A 17,476-nucleotide genomic window follows, 5' to 3' on the forward strand; every position below is an offset into this window, starting at 1 on the left:
CGTTGTGTCAATCCGCCACGACGCGGACCGCGCCGGGCACGTACTCACGCTGGCGCACCACGCGGTACCAGCCCTTGGGCAGGGGTATCGCCGCGTGCTCCTCGTGCACCACCCGTCCGCCGTCCGGGAGGTGGAGCCAGGAGGCTCCGAACGGCCCGGCCTCCCGGACCAGCGTCCCCGGACCGACCACGGCGTGGGCGTGGCCGGTGACCTCGCCGAGGGCCAGCACGAGCCTGCCCCGCGCGTCCCGCGGCTGCTGCGGCAGCCGGTCCGTGCCCGACGGCACGGCCTCGCGCGCCACGGGCACGATCAGGACGTCCCCCTGCCGGTACATGCGTGTCTCCCTTCCCCGCCGGCACCTCGCCGACCGATGACCACGACGCTACGCCGAGGGTCTGACAACGCGTCGGGAACGCCTCCCGGACCACCCTCGACCTGACCTGACCTGACCTGACCTGACCTGACCTGACCTGACGTGACCTGACGTGACGTGACCTGACCCGAGCCAACGCCAGCGTCGCCGCCGGCGCCCTGCGCACAGCCCGTCGTCGGCGTTGTCAGAGCCGCTTGGTAGAAATCTCGCGAGCACTTCACCGTGTCCGGTTCCCAGGAGGCCAGCGCCATGTCCCACGTCCAGCATCTGCAGGAACTGCTCGGCCTCCCGGCCTTCGACTTCCCCGCTCCCGGAGAGCGGCGGGACCTGCCGGAGGCGGGCGCCGTGGCCTGGCGGCTGGCCGTCGATCCCTACGAGACGCAGGCGGAGAAGTTCGGGGACATGTGGGACCGCTTCCTCGGCTCCGTCGACTGCGCCGGTGTCCGCGCGATCGTCGTGGGCCAGTGGGGCGAGGCCTACGAGGAGGACTCCAGCGACATCGTCCGGCGCCTCGTGGACGCCCGGGACCGGCTGACCGGACTGCGAGCCGTGTTCATCGGGGACCTGGAGATGGAGGAGGCGGAGATCTCGTGGATCGAGCAGTCCGACGTCACTCCCGTCCTCGACGCCTATCCGCTGCTGGAGGAGTTCGGGGTCCGCGGCGGCACCGACCTGCGTTTCCCGGCAGTCGCCCACCAGCGTCTGCGCGTCCTGCGCTTCGAGGCCGGCGGCCTGCCCGGCGAGGTCGTGCGCGGCGTCGCCGCCAGCGACCTGCCCGCGCTGGAGCACCTCGACATATGGCTCGGCGTGCAGGAGTACGGCGGCGACGCGACGGTGGCCGACCTCGCGCCGCTGCTCACGGGGGGCCGCTTCCCCGCGCTGCGCCATCTCGGGCTGCGCAACAGCGAGATCCAGGACGAGATCGCCGCCGCCGTCGCCGCCGCACCGGTCGTCGCCCAGCTGACGTCGCTGGACCTGTCCCTGGGAGTGCTCACCGACGAGGGGGTGACGGCGCTGCTCGGCGGCCAGCCGCTGACCCACCTGACCCGGCTCGACCTCCACCACAACTTCGTCACCGAGCCGGTGGCCGAGCGGATCCGCGCGGCGCTGGAGCCGTCCGGCGTCGAGGTCGACCTGTCCGAGCCCGGTGACCTGTGGGAGGACGACGGCGTCGTCCACCGCTTCACCGCCGTCGCGGAATGAGGCCGTCATGACCTTCGCCGACCACTTCGACACGTTCCACGGGCTGCCCGTCCACACCCTGCCCGAGCCGGGTGACGAAAAGCTGCCGCCCGCAGGCGGCGTGGCCTGGCGGCTGGACTGCTACGAGGCCGGGGAGATGCCGTTCCCCGAGCTGTGGCGGAGCTTCACCGACCGGGTGCCGAGCACGGAGGTGCGGGCCCTCGTGCTCGGGCCCTGGTGGGACGACGAGTACAGCGAGCTGCGTCCGGCGCTGGAGCTGATCGTGGCCGACGCGCCGCACTTTCCCGCGCTGCGGGCCCTGTTCCTGGCCGATGTCACCGGTGAGGAGTGCGAGATCTCCTGGCTGCAGCTCACCGATGTCACCCCGGTCCTGGAGGCCTTCCCCCTGCTGGAGGAGTTCGCCGTGCGCGGCGGAGACTCCCAGGGACTGGGCGAGGAGCCGTTGTCGCTGCGGCCGGTGCGCCATGACGCGCTGCGCGTGCTGCGGTTCGAGTCGGGCGGCCTCCCGGGGCAGGTGGTCCGGGCGGTAGGCGCCAGTGAGCTGCCCGCCCTGGAGCATCTGGAGCTGTGGCTCGGTGTGTCCCAGTACGGCGGTGACGCCACGGTGGCCGACCTCGCGCCGCTGCTGGCCGGGGGCCGCTTCCCGGCACTGCGTCATCTGGGGCTTCGGAACAGCGAGTTGCAGGACGAGATCGCGACAGCGGTCGCCTCGGCACCGGTCGTCGCGCAACTGGAGTCGCTGAGTCTGGCCCTGGGCACCCTCACCGACACCGGTGCCGAGGCCCTGCTCGACGGCCAGCCGCTGACCCACCTGAAGCGGCTGGACCTGCACCACCACTTCCTCAGCAAGGCGTTGACCGACCGGCTCCGTACGGCAGTGGGTTCCGCCGGGACCGAGGTGGACCTCTCCGCGCAGCAGACGCCGCACCGCTGGCGCGACGAGGAGTGGCGCTATGTCGCTGTCTCCGAGTAGGACCGCGCCCGCCCGCGGCCCCGACGGCCCGGCACCCGGCGGCGGATTCCGGTTCGCCGTCGTCGGCAATCCCGGGAACCGGCGCACGACGATGTTCACCGACGCCGTCCGGGCGGCCGGCCACCCTGCGCCCCGCGTGCTCGCATGGCGGGACGTGCTGCGCGGACGGTACGCCTTCGCCCCGGGCGAGTTCGTCCGCATCGACTCCCCGGGCGAGGACGCCGAGGTCGACCGGCTGCTGCGCGACACCGACGACCCCACCCGGGTCGAGGGGACGGCCCTGTGGCACCGCCGTTTCACCGCCGCGGTCCGGGAGGTGACCGGCGGGGCACACCGTGCGGGCGCGTTGACCTCCGCGGACCCGGAGGAGATCGCGGTCCTGTTCGACAAACGGCGCTGCCACGCCCGGCTCGCCGCCGCGGGAGTCCCGGTCCCGCCGGCCCTGGCCGGTCCGGTCGACGGCTGGGGCACGCTCAGGGAACGGCTGGGGGAGGCCCGCCTGTCCCGGGTGTTCGTGAAGCCGGCGCACGGCTCGTCGGCCGCCGGTGTCGTGGCGCTGTCGACGGCGGGCCCCGGCCGGATCAAGGCGACGACCTCCGTGGAGACCGCCCCGGACGGCCGCCTGTACAACTCCCTCCGGGTGCGTCAGTACACCTCGGAGGCCGAGGTCGCCGCCCTCGTCGACGCGCTGGCCCCGGACGGCATCCACGTCGAGCGGTGGCTGCCCAAGGCATCGCAGGGCGGCCGGGCCGCCGATCTGCGGGTGGTCGTGATCGCGGGACGCGCCACGCACGCCCTCGTACGGACCAGCCGGCACCCCATGACGAACCTGCACCTCGGCGGAGCGCGCGGCGACATGGTGGCGGCACGTGAGGCGATCGGGGCTGCGGGCGGCAGTTTCACCGACGTACTGGACACCGCCGAGCGGGCCGCCGCGTGCTTCCCGGGCACGGTGTGCGTCGGCGTGGACATCCTGCCGTCCACCGGGTGGCGCCGCTTCACCGTCGGGGAAGTGAACGCCTTCGGCGACCTGCTGCCCCGTCTCACCGGCCTGCCCGGCAGCGGTGCCGAGGGCCTGGACACCTACGCCGCGCTGGTCGCCGCGGCACCGGCCGCCGCACGGCGCGCGGAACGCGAGGAGCACCACCATGACACCAGCGCCTGACATGAACGAGGTCGTGGGCAGCCACGACCTGCTGCTGGTCACGCTCGACACCCTTCGCTACGACGTGGCGCAGGAACTGGCGGCGGCCGGCCGCATCCCCAACCTGGCCCGGCACCTGCCCGGCGGCGCCTGGGAGCGCCGGCACGCCCCCGGCAGCTTCACCTACGCCTCCCACCAGGCGATGTTCGCGGGCTTCCTGCCGACTCCGGCCGCTCCGGGTCCGCATCCACGGCTCTTCGCCGCCCGTTTCGCGGGCAGCGAGAGCACGGCGGACGGCACCTTCGTCCACGACACCGCCGACCTGGTGTCGGGCCTGGCAGCCGTGGGCTACCGCACCGTCTGCATCGGCGGCGTGGGCTTCTTCAACAAGCAGGCACCGCTGGGCTCCGTCCTGCCCGGGATGTTCCAGGAGAGCCACTGGGAACCGGAGTTCGGGGTGACCTCTCCCACCTCGTTCGAGGCGCAGGTGGCCCGCGCCGAGAAGGTGGTCGCCGGCCTGCCCCGGGAGCAGCGGCTGTTCCTCTTCGTGAACGTGGCGTCCCTGCACCAGCCCAACTGGTTCCACCTAACCGGGGCCACCCGCGAGTCCGGCGACACCAGGGACAGCCACGCCGCGGCGCTGGAGTACGTGGACCGGCACATGGGACGGCTCCTGGCGGCCGCATCCTCCCGCCGCCCGTGCTTCGCCATCATCTGCTCCGACCACGGCACCGCGTACGGCGAGGACGGCTACACGGGCCACCGGATCGGCCACGACGTCGTCTGGACGGTCCCCTACGCCCACTTCGTCGTCGAGTCCCGCGACGACTTGCTCAGCGACCCCCTTACCGGCGAGGACCGATGACCAGCACCGACGTGGCGACCACACCCGCCGTCCGGCCGACCGCACCCGCCGTCCGGCCGTACGGCCAGTACGTGTACGCCTATCCGCACAAGACCGCGTACCGCCCGCTGAGCGGCGAGCAGGCGTCCCTGCGGGCGCTGTGGGCGGGCGAGCCGAAGGACGCCCTCTCGCTCTACTTCCACATCCCCTTCTGCGAGGTGCGCTGCGGCTTCTGCAACCTCTTCACCCGGATCGGGGCGCCGGACGGCCTGGCCACCGCCTATCTCGACGCCCTGGAGCGGCAGGCGGGCGCCGTGCGGGAGGCGCTGGGCGACGGGGCACGGTTCGCGAACGCGGCGTTCGGCGGCGGCACACCGACCTTCCTCACCGCGCCGGAGCTGGAGCGGCTGTGCGACCTGGCCGAACGGGGACTGGGCGCCGACCTGCGCGCCATCCCGCTGTCGGTGGAGGCGTCCCCCGCCACGGCGACCGCCGACCGGCTGGCCGTGCTGGCCGCCCGCGGCGCCACCCGGCTGAGCCTGGGCGTGCAGAGTTTCGACGACGCCGAGGCGCGCACGGCCGTACGCCCCCAGCGCCGGGCGGACGTGGAGGCCGCCCTGGCCCGGATCCGCGACGCCGGCATCCCCGTCCTCAACATCGACCTGATCTACGGCATCGACGGCCAGACCGAGGAGTCCTGGACCCGTTCCCTGGACGCCGCCCTCGCCTGGCGGCCCGAGGAGCTGTACCTGTACCCCCTCTACGTACGGCCGCTCACCGGTCTCGGCCGGCACCGCGACCGGACGTCCGGCGAGGCCGAGTGGGACGAACAGCGGCTGCGGCTGTACCGGCACGGCCGCGACCACCTGCTCGCGCACGGCTACGAGCAGGTGTCGATGCGCATGTTCCGCCGCCCCGGCGCCCCCACCACCGGCGGTGGGGACTACGCGTGCCAGACCGACGGCATGGTGGGGCTCGGCTGCGGCGCCCGCTCGTACACCTCCACGCTGCACTACTCCTTCGACTACGCGGTGGACATGCACCGCATACGCGCAATCATCGACGAGTACACCGCGCGCTCGGCGGACGACTTCCGCCATGCCGACTTCGGCTGGGAGATGACGGGGGACGAGTCCCGGCGCCGCCACCTTCTGCAGTCGCTGCTGCAGGCCGAGGGCATGCCGGTCGCGGACTACCGGTCCCGGTTCGGCACCACGCCCGGCGACGACTTCACCGACGAACTGGCCTGCTTCCGCCTGCGGGGCTGGCTGGACGACTCCGCCGGCCCGGAGCTGCTGCGGCTGTCCCCCGAGGGCCTCGCCCACTCCGACGCGCTGGGCCCCGAACTGTTCTCCGCCGCGGTGCGCGAGCGCATGGCCGCGTACGAACTCAAGTGACGAGAGCCCTCATGGACCTGACGATCCTCTACCGCGGCCCGCTGGCGTCGTGCGACTACGACTGCCCGTACTGCCCCTTCGCCAAGCGCCGCGACAGCCGCGCCCAGCTGTCCGCCGATCGCACGGCACTCGAACGGTTCGCCGCCTGGGCGGCCGCACAGCACGACGACCGTCTCTCCGTGCTGTTCACGCCGTGGGGCGAGGGGCTGGTGCGCTCCTGGTACCGGCGGACGCTGGCGGACCTGAGCCGGCTGCCGCACGTCCGCCGCGTGGCGATCCAGACCAACCTCAGCTGCCGCACGGACTGGCTGGACACCGCCGACCTGGACACCCTCGCGCTGTGGTGCACCTTCCACCCCGGGCAGACACCGTACGAGCGCTTCCTGGCCAAGTGCCGCGACCTGGCCGCCCGCGGGGTCCGCCACAGCGTCGGCGTCGTCGGCCTGCCCGGGCACCTGGAGACCGCGCGCCGCCTGCGCGCCGACCTGCCCCCGCAGGTGTACCTGTGGGTCAACGCCGCGGAGGGGCACACCTACACCGACGCCGAGGCCGGCGAATGGACCGCCCTCGACCCGCTCTTCCCCTACAGCCGCCACCCGCACCGCAGCGCGGGGCTGCCCTGCCGCACGGGAGAGTCCGTCATATCGGTGGACGGCGAGGGCACGGTACGCCGATGCCACTTCGTACGGTCGGAACTGGGCAACCTGTACGACGGCTCCTACCGGCGGGCGCTGCGACCCCGCGCCTGCCCACTGGCCGTGTGCGACTGCCACATCGGTTACGTCCACCTGGAGACACTGCCGCTGTACGACGTCTTCGCCGGCGGAGTCCTGGAGAGGATCCCCGCCGGGCGAGCACAGCCGCGCCCGCACGAAGACCCGCAGGCTCACGGGAAGCACCGCCTCTCGCCGGGGACGCTCCGCTGATGACGACATCTGCGCACGTCAGAGCGGCGAACCACTCGCAGAACCACAGGCGTTGCGTCTAGCATGTCGGCCGCGCGCAGACGCAGACATCACTCACGCACGGCCGCGCGTCCATGAGCCATCCATCTGGTCGTGTCCTGACAGCTGTCACCACGGGGGGAACGTCGAATGTTCGGAATCATCAGACCATGCCGCCATCGTCTGGGTGAGGGCATGCGCACCGAGTGGATGGCGCATCTGTGCGGCCTGTGCCTGGCACTGCGCGGCGAGTACGGCCAGTTCGCACGGATGGCCACCAACTACGACGGCCTGGTCATCTCCGTGCTGACCGAGGCTCAGTCCGAACGCACCGGCGACTGGCGGCGAGGCGCCGGACCGTGCCCCCTGCGGGGGATGCGCTCGGCGGACGTCGCACAGGGCGAGGGCGCACGCCTGGCGGCCACGGTGTCCCTGGTGCTGGCCGCGGCGAAGATACGCGACCACGTCGCCGACGGCGACGGCCTGCTGGGACATCGCCCGATGACACTGGCGGCACGCCGCATCGCCCACAGCTGGGACCGTGCGAGCACCGCAGGCGGCCGACGGCTCGGCTTCGACACCGCGGTCCTGCTCGGCGCGGTCGAACGCCAACCGGAGATCGAGCGGCTGACCAGCCCCGGCACCTCCCTGCTGGCCGTCACGGAGCCCACGGAGACGGCGACCGCCGCGGCCTTCGCACACACCGCCGTCCTCGCCGGGCGCCCGGACAACGCCGCACCACTGGCGGAGGCCGGCCGCCTGTTCGGCCGGCTGGCGCATCTGCTGGACGCGATAGAGGACTTCGACGCCGACGAGGCGTCCAACGCCTGGAACCCGATCGCCGCGACCGGCACGGACCGCGCCGAAGTGCGCCGGCTCTGCGACGACGCCGTCCACGGCATCCGACTCGCCCTGGACGAGGTCAGTTTCGTCGACGGACAACTGGTACGGGCGCTTCTGGGTGATGAGCTGGAGCGTGCCACCGACCGCGCCTTCGACCCCCGACACCGCCACCACCGGACACCGGGCCCTCGCATGCTGCCCTGGCTCGGACGCCGCACGGCGACGCGGACACCCCCGGAGACCGGTACCGCCTGCGGCACCGCAGCGCTGACGGGCGTCGCCCCGGACGGCGCCTTCATGGCGTCGGGCCGCCCGTCGGAAGGACAGTGCCGGCGTTGCGGCCAGTGGCGCCGACTGTGCGCCGGCTGCGGGGTGTGCTCCAACTGCTGCCTCTGCATCGAGGACGAGGAGCCCTGGCAGTTCGGCGACGACAACCGCAACGGCGGCTCGAACCGTGAGGGTTCCGGCGGCGACGGCTGGTTCGGCGGCCGAGGCGACGGCAACTTCAGCGGCTCGGGCGGACGTTCGGGCGGCGGCGATCGCGGCTCCGGTGGTTCCGGCGGCGGCTCGGGCGACGGCGGCTGCTGCAACCCGTGCAAGTGCTGCTGCGACTGCTGCGACTGAACGACGGATGAGCAGCCAGAGGCAGGCCCCGCCCCCGGAAGGAGAGTGGCCGATGAACGAGGGGCGCAGGGAAGGGCTGGAGCGCATCCGCTCCAAGCTCGAACTCCTCACACAGGTGGAGGCCGAGCACGACTTCGGGGTGATCATCGAGGCGTCGAGAAACCCGGAACCCGTTCCGGCACTGCCGCAAGGAGTCACCGAGGTCTTCAGCCTCTTCTCCCGACTGGGCGCCAACCACTTCCGCTTCTTCCAGCCCGACGACATCCAGACCCCGGCCATATGGGAGGCCCGGGCGACCGCTCCGCAGTGCCCACTGGGCACCCCCCTGACCATCGGCTGCGAGCGCCACCGCGTTCCGGCCGACATCGAATGCGGCTCCGGCATCTGGCTCGACCCGGACGACGGAGACGTCTACTACTGCGACATCGACGACTACATCCACCTGTACAAGCACCCGGACGAAACGATCGACATCCTGGTGTTCGCCGACGACATCGTCACCTTCTTCGACCGCTTCGTCCTCGGACCGGCCTACCCCCAGCTGGCCACAGCCATGATCGGACCGGGCGCGGTCCTGGACCGCGACCGACGCGGCCGGTACCGGGACAAGTGGTTTCGGCTGCTGGTGGAGAGCGGCCTGGCCGGCACCGACGACCACAAGGCGATCTGGGAGATGCCCGATGTGACCCGGTTGACCCTGAGCGATTGAGGACCGTGTCCTTCGTGGTGCGGCAGACGTCGCCATGCCACGGGGGCCAGGTACGTGGATCTCGCCCCCGCCGGAACCTCGTGCAGGCGTTGCCGGACCCGGGCGTCGTTCCAGTCCCGCGGTCGGCGCCGGCAGGGCTTCGCACAGGCGTGCGTGATTCCGTATGATCTCGGCGCGAGGCGGTGCCGTTGTGGCTGAGTGCTCGCCCAAGAACCTCGGAGAACCCCATGCGCCGTCCTCTCGCTCTCGCCGCTGCCGCCGCGCTGTTGTGCGCCGGCTGTTCCACGGCTGACGCCGGAAGTCGTGACAAGCCTGCGGCCGCGTCACCGTCACTGTCTGCCGGCTCGTCGCCCGGCTCCGGCTCCGCGGTACGGGCGGCCGTCGCGGCGCTCCGCGAGGACAGCGCCCGCTTCCGCCAGGAGTTCGAACTGGAGGGCGAGGGGCAGGTGTACCGTCTCACCATCACCGGTGCCTTCGACTTCGGCGCGGACAAGGGCCACCTGGCGGTCGAGCTCCCCGGCGGCGCCATCGACCACAGCGACCAGGTCTTCGCGAATGACAGGATCTACATCAGCGGTGTCCAGGGAATCGGCGAGGACGCCTGGGGGGCCATGCCCCGGGGCAAGGCGGAGGCCCACTACCTGCTGCGGGCCCCGCTCAACGACCCCGAGCACGTCCTGCGGCAGGTCGCCGCGATGCGTGAGATCTCCCGGGAAGGCGAGGAGAACGTCCAGGGGGTGCGTGCCGTGCGCTACCGGGGCATCCTCGACCACGAGACCGTCACCCTGCGGATGGCGACGGAGGTGCGCATGAGAGTGGACGAGGCCCGCGACACTTTGGGCAGCGACGTCCCCGTCTTCGCCGACGCGTGGGTCGACGGCCGGGGCCGGCTGGTGCAGGCACGCCTGAGCGTGAACATGTCCGGTATGGGGGTGACGCTGACCATGGGTCTGTCGGACATCGGCAAGCGGGTCCGCGTGACGGTTCCCCGAGCCGCGGACACGGTCCCCGTCACCGAGGTCGGCGGCATCCTGAACGGCTGAGTCGGCCGGCCGCCGGCTGAGCCTGACCAGTCCTGTGTGCCGCCGGTGTCGGGGAGGTCGCAGGGCGTCCTCGGAGCGTCCAGACGATCACGCGTTGAGCCCGGCAGGCGCCGGTGCCCCGTGATGGCGCACTCAGCTGACGGCAGCGAGCTGCCGAGCGAAGCGGCGAACGGCATCAGTGAAGGCGTCTGGGGCGTCGAAGTTCGCGAGATGCCTCGCTCGCGGGATCAACTCGATGCGAGCCTGGGGATGAGCGCGGGCGAAGTCCGCCTCGCCGCCCCGGAAGACGGCGTCCTTCTCGCCGTTGAGGATCAGTACCGGAGCCTCCACGAAACGCATCGCACCCGCGTCGAAGCGTCCCAGGACCTCGCCCCAGGCTGCTGGCAGGGTATGGAAGGCGTAGCCGGAACGCATGGTCGCCTCCACCACTTCTGGCGGGTAGAGCCGCCGCAGTAACCGGTCGTTCCACTGGGCCAGCCGATCCGCCGGTATGCGAGGGACCAGCCCGGCTACCCACCGATAGGGCGCTGCCCAGATGCCGCGGGTGGAGGCGCTGGCTCCCGCGAGGATCAGCCCGCGCAGTTGTTCTGGACGGCGCCGCGCGAACTCCATCGAGGCGTAGCCGCCGAGCGAGTGCCCGACGACCAGAGCCGGCCCACGGTCGAGGGAGTCCACCGCGGAAGCGATGATCTCTGTCGCACTGCTCAGGCTCCAGGCCTGAGCCGAGCGCTTCCCATGGCCGGGCAGGTCGACGGCGGTTACCGGGAATTCGTCCCGGAGCGCAGCAAGCTGCACGCTCCACTGCCCCGCGCTGAACCGCGTCCCGTGAACGAAGACTATGGGCACTGCATCCGCTGCCGCCATCAGCTCCCCCAGGGTGGTACCGTCCAGCCGACTCTACCGGCGCGGTCTCCCTCGCGACGAAGCGAGCCGGCAGTGCTTGACCAGTCGACTGCGGTGCTTGGAAGTCGTTTTGATGGCGTGAGCGCTCGTTGAGTCGCGCGGATGTCGGCGGCGAAGGTGCCCAGGTCCATCACCACCTCACGGCGGTCCGGGAAGCGCAAAGACCGCGTGCGCGTACGCAGACGCTCTCCCATCCTCCCTGTTCGGGATGTGTTCGGAAAGCGTCGGAGCACCGTTCCGGCGTTGTAGTCGTGTTCAACCCCACCCCAGACTCGTGCTCGTTCATCCGGCCCGCTCACCGGGTCGGGTCAGGCCCCCTCACGACCCCGCCGGACATCTCTCTCCGGGGCACGAGGGCTGTCGACAACGAGGAGTAGTCATGCTCAACAAGCTCGGAAACCTCGGCGCCTCCCTGCTGGAACGGTTCCTGCCCTCCGCCGACGCGGACGCCCTCAGGTGCATGGTGCGCTGCAACGCGGAGGGCTTCTGGCAGGACTGGTGCTGCGACGACAACGGCCGGAACTGCCACTGGCGCGGCGAGCCGTCGATCAGCCCCTGCTGACGGCGACGCACCGCTGACCGGGGAGGGCGTACCGAGAGGTGTGCCCTCCCTCCTGTGACGACGGGGCGCCGGCCGACGGATCCCGGGGCCCTGAGAGAGGTGGCAATGAACTACTTCGCTCACGGTGTGCGCGGGCTGCTGACGGCCGTCTTCCTCATCGCCGTCCTCGGCAAGGCCGGCAAGGCCGGGGCGTTCTCCGCCTTCGCCGACTCGCTGCGACCCCTCGCCGCGGCGCCGAGGGCAGCCGTGCGGGCGGCGGCCCTGACGGTGGTCGCGGTGGAGGGCGCCCTCTGCCTTGCGCTGATCCTGCCGTACACCCCGGTGACACTTGCGGGTCTGCTGGCGGCCACCGCGCTCCTTACGCTGTTCGCCCTCGTCATCGCGCGGTCGGTGCACGAGGGAACCACCGCGTCCTGCCGGTGCTTCGGCCGCTCGTCCACGCCGCTGGGCCGGACGCACGTCCTGCGGAACGGCCTGCTGGCGTCCGTCGCAGGGATCGGCGCGGCGGCGGTGGCGACTGGTCCGGCCGGTGCGTCGAACGTCGGGATGGCTGCGGTGGCGTGGTGCGCGGGTGCGGTGGCCGGCGTGCTGGTCACCGCGGTGGACGACCTGGTGAGTCTGTTCCGGCCCGCTTCCCCTTTTACGACTGAGTGACTGAGAGGTGCCGGATGGCTGCTCTGACCGCGGCAGTAGTGCTCGTCGGCATGCTGTGCGCAGTGGACCTGCTGCTCACCATGGGAGTGATCAGGAGGCTTCGGGAGTACGGCCCGGACGGGCCCGCACGTGTGCCGAGCAGGGGCATGACGCCGCTGCGTCCCGGAGAGGAACTGCCCGCCTTCACCGCCGTGGCGGTGGACGGCGCACGGGTCGGCAGGTCCTCACTGCCCGATGGGGCGCTGATCGCCTTCCTCTCCCCGAACTGCGAGCCGTGCCGGGCCAAGCTGCCCGAACTCGTCGCCCATGCCGCCGCCGACCCCGGCGGCCGGGAACGGACGATCGCCGTCGTCGTCGGCGAACCGAAGGAGTGCGAAGGCTTCGTCCGGGAGCTGAGCCCGGTGGCTCGGGTCGTCGTGGAGCCCAAGGGGGGCCCGGTGTGCGCGGCCCTGCGCGTGGACGCGTTCCCCACGACCCTGCGCATCCGCTCGGACCGGGGCCGTACCGAAGTCATCGGTCCCGTGCCGGACCTGACGCGAGAGGCGACCCCGCGATGAAACGGTCCCTGCCCGGGCGCCGGGGCGGGCTGCTGCCGGCCCTCGCCCTGGCGGCCGGGGCCGCTCCGGCCGCGTGCGCGCTGTATGCCGTGCTGAGTCTGGCCGCCGGTCTGCTGGGGGTCGCCGTAGCGTGGCTGACCAAGTCGGTGCTGGACAACCTGGGATCGAGCGAGGGCATGAGCGCGTTGCTCGCCCCGGCGTTCGGACTCACGGTCGTCGGCGCCGTCGCCGCCCTGCTGCCGCACGTGTGCCGCTACCTCTCCGCGGAGGTGGACCGGCGTACCGCACTCCGCGCCGACGCCCGGCTCTTCACCAAGGTGGCGGGCTTCCCCGGGCTGAGGCGCTTCGAGGACCCGGACTTCCTGGACCGGCTGCGACTGGCCCGGCAGGGCGGTGGCCGCGTCCCCGCGCAGGTGTTGAACGCGGCACTCGGTCTGGCACGGTCCGCGATCACGGTCACCGGCTTCCTGGGTTCCCTGCTGGTACTGAACCCGGTACTGACCGTCCTCGTGGCCGCCGCCGGGGTGCCCACGCTCTGCGCGGAGATCGCCCTTGCCCGCCGGCGGGCGGGCGTCGCCTGGCGCGTCGGGGCGACGGAGCGGCGGGAGTGGTTCTACGGCGGCCTCCTGGCGGACGCCGAAGCGGCGAAGGAGGTGCGCCTGTTCGCGATCGGCGGCTTCCTGCGGGACCGGATGCTCGCCGAGCGGCGGACCGCGGACGCGGCCCGCAGAGCGGTGGACCGGCGCGAGGTCGCCCTGCAGTCCGGCCTCGGTCTGCTCGCTGCACTGATGACGGGCGGGAGTCTGCTGTGGGCGGTGCGCGCGACGTACCGGGGCGAGTTGTCGGCGGGTGACGTCACACTTCTCGTCGCCGCCATCGCCGGGACCCAGTCCGCGTTCGCCGCGGTGGCGCACGAGGCGGCCCGTGCCAGTGAGTCACTGCTGATCTTCAGCCACTACCGGCATGTGATCGAGACCCCGCCGGACCTGGTGCTCGCGCCGGCCCCCCACCCGCTGCCCACGCTGCGCCGGGGCATCGAACTGCGCGACGTGTGGTTCCGGTACTCGGAGCGGCATCCCTGGGTCCTCAGGGGCGTCAACCTCACCATCCCCCACGGCAGTTCGACGGCCCTGGTGGGCCTCAACGGGTCGGGCAAGACAACGCTGGTCAAACTGCTCTGCCGCTTCTACGATCCGACCCGGGGCGCCATCCTGTGGGACGGCGTCGACCTGCGCGAGGTCGATCCGGCGGCACTGCGCGACCGGATCACCGCGGTGTTCCAGGACTTCGTGCAGTACGACCTGACAGCGGCCGAGAACATCGCGCTGGGCGACCTGACCGCGCTCGACGACGAGGAGCAGATCGTGTCCGCTGCGCGGCGGGCCGGGGCGCACGACACCCTGAAGGCGCTGCCGAAGGGCTACCGGACACCACTGACCCGGACCTTCTTCACGGAGGAGGACAAGGACGACCCCGAGTCGGGTGTGCTGCTGTCCGGCGGCCAGAGCCAGCGTCTGGCGCTGGCGCGGGCCCTGCTGCGGGGCACCCGGGACCTCATGATTCTCGACGAACCCTCCGCGCGACTGGACGCCGAGGCCGAGTACGAGATCCACACCTCGATCGCGCGGCACCGCGGCGGCCGGACCAGCGTCCTGATCTCCCACCGGATGGGCTCACTCCGCAATGCCGATGTCATCGTCGTCCTCTCCGGCGGGCGCATCGTCGAGCGCGGCGACCACGCCCGGCTGCTGGCGGCCGGTGGCGAGTACGCGCGGCTCTTCGCGCTCCAGGCCGCGGGCTACCTGCCCGAGGCCGCCGGACCGTCCGAGGGCGCAGCGCTGACGGAGGTGTCACCGTGACCGCCGGGCGGAACCTCCGGGTGGGTGCGGTGGTGCTGGCCGTCCTCGCGGCCTGCGGGACGGGCGCCGCGCGCCGTCTGCTCGTCGTCACGGTGCGGGGGACGAGCATGACCCCCACGCACCACGACGGGGACCGGCTGCTGGTGCGCCGTACGCGCACGGTGCGCCCAGGACAGGTCGTGGTGGCGCTGCGCCCCCGGTCCCCGGCGGTCTGGAGGGAGGACCGGCACAGTCCGCTGATCGTGAAGAGGGTGGCGGCGCTGCCCGGGCAACCGGTGCCGCCCGGCTCGGTCCCCCCACTGGCGCAGGGCCGGGAGGGGCGGGTGCCGACGGGCCGCGTGGTCCTCCTCGGCGACAACGCCGCCGCCAGCGTGGACTCACGCCGGCTGGGCTTCCTCCCACTGGGCGACGTGCTCGGGGTGGTGAGCTGGTCCCTGCCCCGGCCCGGGAGCGAGCACGGACGGTGAAGGCCGTGGGTTGCCAGCGGTGAGCGTGAGGTACAAGCGGCCGTCGGGCTTACCGTCACCGCGATCAATGAGCGCTTCCCAGGCATCCGTTCAGTGCGTTCCCCGGCCGTGGCGTGGCCGTGTGGCCCTGCTGCCGAGTCGTTTGCCGAGCCACCAGGAGGTCAGGCAACCGGCGGCGAACACCGCGGCGACAGCGGCGTCGGCCATCTGGTGACGGCCGTCGGTGCCCTCCCCGTCGTTGACAGCCGGCCCTGTCGCCCCGTCCGGGCCGGCCGGCGTCCACGCTGCCCGGACGATCCCGCTGCGCGCACGTAACCAAGCGTCCGTTTCGTCCTCACCTCCGCAGACCCGCACGAACGCCCGTACGACGTCCTCCCGGGGCAAGGTGGCGCGGCCCAGTACGGTCGCGAGCGTGCTGGAAGGCAACGAGTCGCCGTTCCGCTGTGCGCGAGCCGCGATCTCCCGGTAGGTCAGCCCCGACCACGCCTTGAGTGCACGCATGCGGTCCACGAACGACCGGGGGTCGGAGACGTCGTCGGGGCGGGGCGGACAGTGATGCGTCATCTCATGGCCTCTCGTGAGGGGCGGCGGAAACGCCGGCGCGGCGGTGCAGCCCGATGGTGACCATCGGCTTTCCCGGCCGCAAGACACCTACGGCCCCCTTGGTGTCCCGGACACCGATCACCCCTGTCACCTGCGCGTTCCGGGCTGTCCCGGACAGCCCGGGAGGCTTTCCGGCCCGCTCGGGGCGCTGCCCGCCATGGGTCCGGTCATGGGGCGTGGTGGCGTCTGTCGCAGGGGCGAGGAGCTCGACCGGCTTGTCGCTCACCGGGGCGGCCCGCTCCCTCGATCCTGGCGTGTGGTCAGGGTGCGGACTCGATGATGAACTGCTGACCGGGCTTTCCCCGACAGGGCCCCAGCCTTGCCTCAGCGCCTTCAGACGTCGCCGTGCCCGCCATGCCGACGCATCCTTCGCCGCTCACCCGAAGCACATAGTGGCCGCTTCCCTCCGGCCCGGTGGGCTCGATCCGGAACCGGCTGGATTGTTCACAGGCCTCCCACGGTTCCAGCAGTCCTGCCAACGGCTTCGCTACCAGCGCCTTCAGACAGCCCTTGCCGTGGTCCGGGTGGTACCACTGGATCCGGAACGAGTTCCCGCCGAGTGGCTCCAGCAAGGTCTCCTGTGGCGCCACTTCATCGCACGGGCGCTGCACAGCCACGAAAGGCTCATAGCCCCGGACGCGCCCGTCCGTCAGACAGAGGCCCTCCGCCAGCACAGGTCGGATCCGCACGCGTCCCGAGGGCAGGCTCGGCCAGACACTGGGCGAGGCCGACACCCCGCCCCGGGCTTGTCCGTTGCTGTCTGACGTGCCGTCGGAAACCCACATCCAGACGGTGGCGGCGACCGAGACCGTCACGACCACCAACACCAGCAGGGCCAATCCCCTGTGGGAGGTCGGGAGGGAAAGAACGTGCCGGGCAGGCCCTTCGATGTCGCTTTCAGCCGCCCGGCCATCCCGGCCGGCGAGTTCTTCCCAGGTTTCGAGCCACTGCGCCGCCCTCTCCCCATCACCGCAGGCACGCACAAAGGCGGCCAGCAATTCTGGGCGGGGTGAGGTCTTGCCGCCAAGCACATTGGCGAGCGTGCTGCGTGGCAGTACCTCACCACGCTCAGCGGCTTGCTTCTCCAACTGCCGGTATGTCAGCCCGGAACGCTCCTTGAGCCGGCACAAGGCGGCGATGAAACCGGCGACGTCCTCGATCTGCTGCGGATCTAATTCTCCCGTCCTTCGCATGCAGCCATCCTCGGTTCGGTCGCTGAGCACCGGCAACATGGGTGCGGAGCTCGCCGACGAGTCCCGGACAAGATCCCGAAGACGCCCTCGACCAGGCTGGATGGCGGTGTGTTGGCTGACCGGACGCCGCTGCCGGAGAGTGCGGAAGGCGATGTGGAACCGGCACCCACCACTGGACGACTCTTCCCGGAACGCTCCGACCGACCTGCCGCACCCGTTGCGGCCGGGCGAGTACCGGCGAGGCGAGAGCGGCCGACGAGCCGGTGCACAGCCTGCTCTCGACGGCAACAGGGCCGCTGCACGACCTCGCACCGACGCCCGCCCAGGCGTCCAGCCCCGCACTCCACCGCGGCGCTGCCGGCTGCCCCGGCCCTCCGGCGGGTGCTCCCCAGGTCGGTCTTCCGGCGAGGGAGTACCGTCACCGCGGACCAGGCCGGTGACGCGCCCGTCTTCGAGGCGGTCACGGCCCGCATCCGGGTGCCGAGGACCGGCCCGGCCGGTCCTCGGCACCCCGGAGGGCCCAGGGGCAGGGCGGCCCCGCGGACAAACCCCCCGCGACCCCCGGGCCCCAGCGCCGGCGC

At 72.0% G+C, this 17,476-nt stretch carries 18 protein-coding genes; 14 read left to right on the forward strand and 4 right to left on the reverse strand.

Annotated features, from left to right (window positions below; genetic code table 11):
* Positions 1–7: 7 nt before the first annotated feature.
* Positions 8–334: a hypothetical protein gene (locus ABZY20_RS35455; RefSeq protein ID WP_356447355.1), complete on the reverse strand. Its 327-nt coding sequence runs from the start codon at positions 332–334 to the stop codon at positions 8–10.
* A 288-nt stretch (positions 335–622) separates the two neighbouring features.
* Between ABZY20_RS35455 and ABZY20_RS35460 the strand changes: the two genes are divergently transcribed.
* The 9 genes from ABZY20_RS35460 to ABZY20_RS35500 all read left to right on the forward strand — a co-directional run bounded on the left by ABZY20_RS35460 (position 623) and on the right by ABZY20_RS35500 (position 10,097).
* Entirely contained in the window at positions 623–1,576 is a 954-nt protein-coding gene (locus ABZY20_RS35460; RefSeq protein ID WP_356447357.1) for an STM4015 family protein, read from the forward strand.
* 7 nt (positions 1,577–1,583) lie between these two features.
* The gene (locus ABZY20_RS35465) at positions 1,584–2,549 is read left to right on the forward strand and encodes an STM4015 family protein (protein WP_356447359.1); all 966 of its coding nucleotides are present in this window, start codon (positions 1,584–1,586) and stop codon (positions 2,547–2,549) included.
* Entirely contained in the window at positions 2,530–3,714 is a 1,185-nt protein-coding gene (locus tag ABZY20_RS35470) for an STM4014 family protein (protein ID WP_356447360.1), read from the forward strand. Before ABZY20_RS35465 ends, ABZY20_RS35470 begins: the two co-directional genes overlap by 20 nt.
* Before the next feature lies 1 nt (position 3,715).
* A complete protein-coding gene (locus ABZY20_RS35475; protein WP_356447389.1) occupies positions 3,716–4,558 on the forward strand; it encodes an STM4013/SEN3800 family hydrolase in 843 nt (280 codons plus the stop codon).
* On the forward strand, positions 4,555–5,934 hold the full coding sequence (locus ABZY20_RS35480) for an STM4012 family radical SAM protein (protein WP_356447362.1): 1,380 nt from the start codon (positions 4,555–4,557) through the stop codon (positions 5,932–5,934). Before ABZY20_RS35475 ends, ABZY20_RS35480 begins: the two co-directional genes overlap by 4 nt.
* An 11-nt stretch (positions 5,935–5,945) precedes the next feature.
* Complete coding sequence (locus tag ABZY20_RS35485) at positions 5,946–6,860, forward strand: STM4011 family radical SAM protein (RefSeq protein WP_356447364.1); 915 nt, start codon at positions 5,946–5,948, stop codon at positions 6,858–6,860.
* 168 nt (positions 6,861–7,028) lie between these two features.
* Positions 7,029–8,345 (forward strand): DUF5685 family protein, encoded by a 1,317-nt coding sequence (locus ABZY20_RS35490; RefSeq protein ID WP_356447366.1) that lies wholly within the window; start codon positions 7,029–7,031, stop codon positions 8,343–8,345.
* A 52-nt stretch (positions 8,346–8,397) separates the two neighbouring features.
* Positions 8,398–9,054, forward strand: a complete 657-nt coding sequence (locus tag ABZY20_RS35495) for a hypothetical protein (protein WP_356447368.1) — start codon at positions 8,398–8,400, stop codon at positions 9,052–9,054.
* A gap of 227 nt (positions 9,055–9,281) precedes the next feature.
* Positions 9,282–10,097 (forward strand): hypothetical protein, encoded by an 816-nt coding sequence (locus ABZY20_RS35500; RefSeq protein ID WP_356447370.1) that lies wholly within the window; start codon positions 9,282–9,284, stop codon positions 10,095–10,097.
* Between the two features lie 132 nt (positions 10,098–10,229).
* Here ABZY20_RS35500 and ABZY20_RS35505 read toward each other — a convergent pair whose 3' ends face one another.
* Positions 10,230–10,961 carry an alpha/beta hydrolase gene (locus tag ABZY20_RS35505; RefSeq protein WP_356447372.1) on the reverse strand — a complete coding sequence of 244 codons (732 nt, stop codon included), beginning with the start codon at positions 10,959–10,961 and terminating at the stop codon, positions 10,230–10,232.
* 418 nt (positions 10,962–11,379) lie between these two features.
* Here ABZY20_RS35505 and ABZY20_RS35510 point away from each other — a divergent pair, with 418 nt between their 5' ends.
* The 5 genes from ABZY20_RS35510 (at position 11,380) to ABZY20_RS35530 (ending at position 15,099) form a co-directional block, all read left to right on the forward strand.
* On the forward strand, positions 11,380–11,562 hold the full coding sequence (locus ABZY20_RS35510) for a hypothetical protein (RefSeq protein WP_356447374.1): 183 nt from the start codon (positions 11,380–11,382) through the stop codon (positions 11,560–11,562).
* Between the two features lie 105 nt (positions 11,563–11,667).
* Positions 11,668–12,216, forward strand: a complete 549-nt coding sequence (locus ABZY20_RS35515; protein ID WP_356447376.1) for a MauE/DoxX family redox-associated membrane protein — start codon at positions 11,668–11,670, stop codon at positions 12,214–12,216.
* Between the two features lie 14 nt (positions 12,217–12,230).
* A complete protein-coding gene (locus ABZY20_RS35520; RefSeq protein ID WP_356447377.1) occupies positions 12,231–12,773 on the forward strand; it encodes a hypothetical protein in 543 nt (180 codons plus the stop codon).
* On the forward strand, positions 12,770–14,632 hold the full coding sequence (locus tag ABZY20_RS35525) for an ABC transporter ATP-binding protein (protein WP_356447379.1): 1,863 nt from the start codon (positions 12,770–12,772) through the stop codon (positions 14,630–14,632). Before ABZY20_RS35520 ends, ABZY20_RS35525 begins: the two co-directional genes overlap by 4 nt.
* Positions 14,629–15,099, forward strand: coding sequence for a S26 family signal peptidase (locus ABZY20_RS35530; protein WP_356447381.1), 471 nt, complete (start codon positions 14,629–14,631; stop codon positions 15,097–15,099). The genes ABZY20_RS35525 and ABZY20_RS35530 overlap by 4 nt, the downstream gene beginning before the upstream one ends.
* 90 nt (positions 15,100–15,189) lie before the next feature.
* Here ABZY20_RS35530 and ABZY20_RS35535 read toward each other — a convergent pair whose 3' ends face one another.
* The gene (locus ABZY20_RS35535) at positions 15,190–15,663 is read right to left on the reverse strand and encodes a helix-turn-helix transcriptional regulator (RefSeq protein WP_356447383.1); all 474 of its coding nucleotides are present in this window, start codon (positions 15,661–15,663) and stop codon (positions 15,190–15,192) included.
* 299 nt (positions 15,664–15,962) lie between these two features.
* Entirely contained in the window at positions 15,963–16,895 is a 933-nt protein-coding gene (locus tag ABZY20_RS35540) for a helix-turn-helix transcriptional regulator (RefSeq protein ID WP_356447385.1), read from the reverse strand.
* Between the last annotated feature and the right edge of the window lie 581 nt (positions 16,896–17,476).

The organism is Streptomyces sp. NPDC006624 (genome assembly GCF_040611555.1).
Taxonomy (GTDB): domain Bacteria; phylum Actinomycetota; class Actinomycetes; order Streptomycetales; family Streptomycetaceae; genus Streptomyces.

Bases quoted from the DNA above. Each gene is read 5' to 3' on its own strand.
- ABZY20_RS35475 (WP_356447389.1), top strand. From the start codon at position 3,716: ATGAACGAGGTCGTGGGCAGCCACGACCTGCTGCTGGTCACGCTCGAC.
- ABZY20_RS35460 (WP_356447357.1), top strand. From the start codon at position 623: ATGTCCCACGTCCAGCATCTGCAGGAACTGCTCGGCCTCCCGGCCTTC.
- ABZY20_RS35525 (WP_356447379.1), top strand. From the start codon at position 12,770: ATGAAACGGTCCCTGCCCGGGCGCCGGGGCGGGCTGCTGCCGGCCCTC.
- ABZY20_RS35470 (WP_356447360.1), top strand. From the start codon at position 2,530: ATGTCGCTGTCTCCGAGTAGGACCGCGCCCGCCCGCGGCCCCGACGGC.
- ABZY20_RS35520 (WP_356447377.1), top strand. From the start codon at position 12,231: ATGGCTGCTCTGACCGCGGCAGTAGTGCTCGTCGGCATGCTGTGCGCA.
- ABZY20_RS35490 (WP_356447366.1), top strand. From the start codon at position 7,029: ATGTTCGGAATCATCAGACCATGCCGCCATCGTCTGGGTGAGGGCATG.
- ABZY20_RS35480 (WP_356447362.1), top strand. From the start codon at position 4,555: ATGACCAGCACCGACGTGGCGACCACACCCGCCGTCCGGCCGACCGCA.
- ABZY20_RS35455 (WP_356447355.1), bottom strand. From the start codon at position 334: ATGTACCGGCAGGGGGACGTCCTGATCGTGCCCGTGGCGCGCGAGGCC.
- ABZY20_RS35540 (WP_356447385.1), bottom strand. From the start codon at position 16,895: ATGCGAAGGACGGGAGAATTAGATCCGCAGCAGATCGAGGACGTCGCC.
- ABZY20_RS35505 (WP_356447372.1), bottom strand. From the start codon at position 10,961: ATGGCGGCAGCGGATGCAGTGCCCATAGTCTTCGTTCACGGGACGCGG.
- ABZY20_RS35485 (WP_356447364.1), top strand. From the start codon at position 5,946: ATGGACCTGACGATCCTCTACCGCGGCCCGCTGGCGTCGTGCGACTAC.
- ABZY20_RS35465 (WP_356447359.1), top strand. From the start codon at position 1,584: ATGACCTTCGCCGACCACTTCGACACGTTCCACGGGCTGCCCGTCCAC.
- ABZY20_RS35510 (WP_356447374.1), top strand. From the start codon at position 11,380: ATGCTCAACAAGCTCGGAAACCTCGGCGCCTCCCTGCTGGAACGGTTC.
- ABZY20_RS35500 (WP_356447370.1), top strand. From the start codon at position 9,282: ATGCGCCGTCCTCTCGCTCTCGCCGCTGCCGCCGCGCTGTTGTGCGCC.
- ABZY20_RS35495 (WP_356447368.1), top strand. From the start codon at position 8,398: ATGAACGAGGGGCGCAGGGAAGGGCTGGAGCGCATCCGCTCCAAGCTC.
- ABZY20_RS35515 (WP_356447376.1), top strand. From the start codon at position 11,668: ATGAACTACTTCGCTCACGGTGTGCGCGGGCTGCTGACGGCCGTCTTC.
- ABZY20_RS35535 (WP_356447383.1), bottom strand. From the start codon at position 15,663: ATGACGCATCACTGTCCGCCCCGCCCCGACGACGTCTCCGACCCCCGG.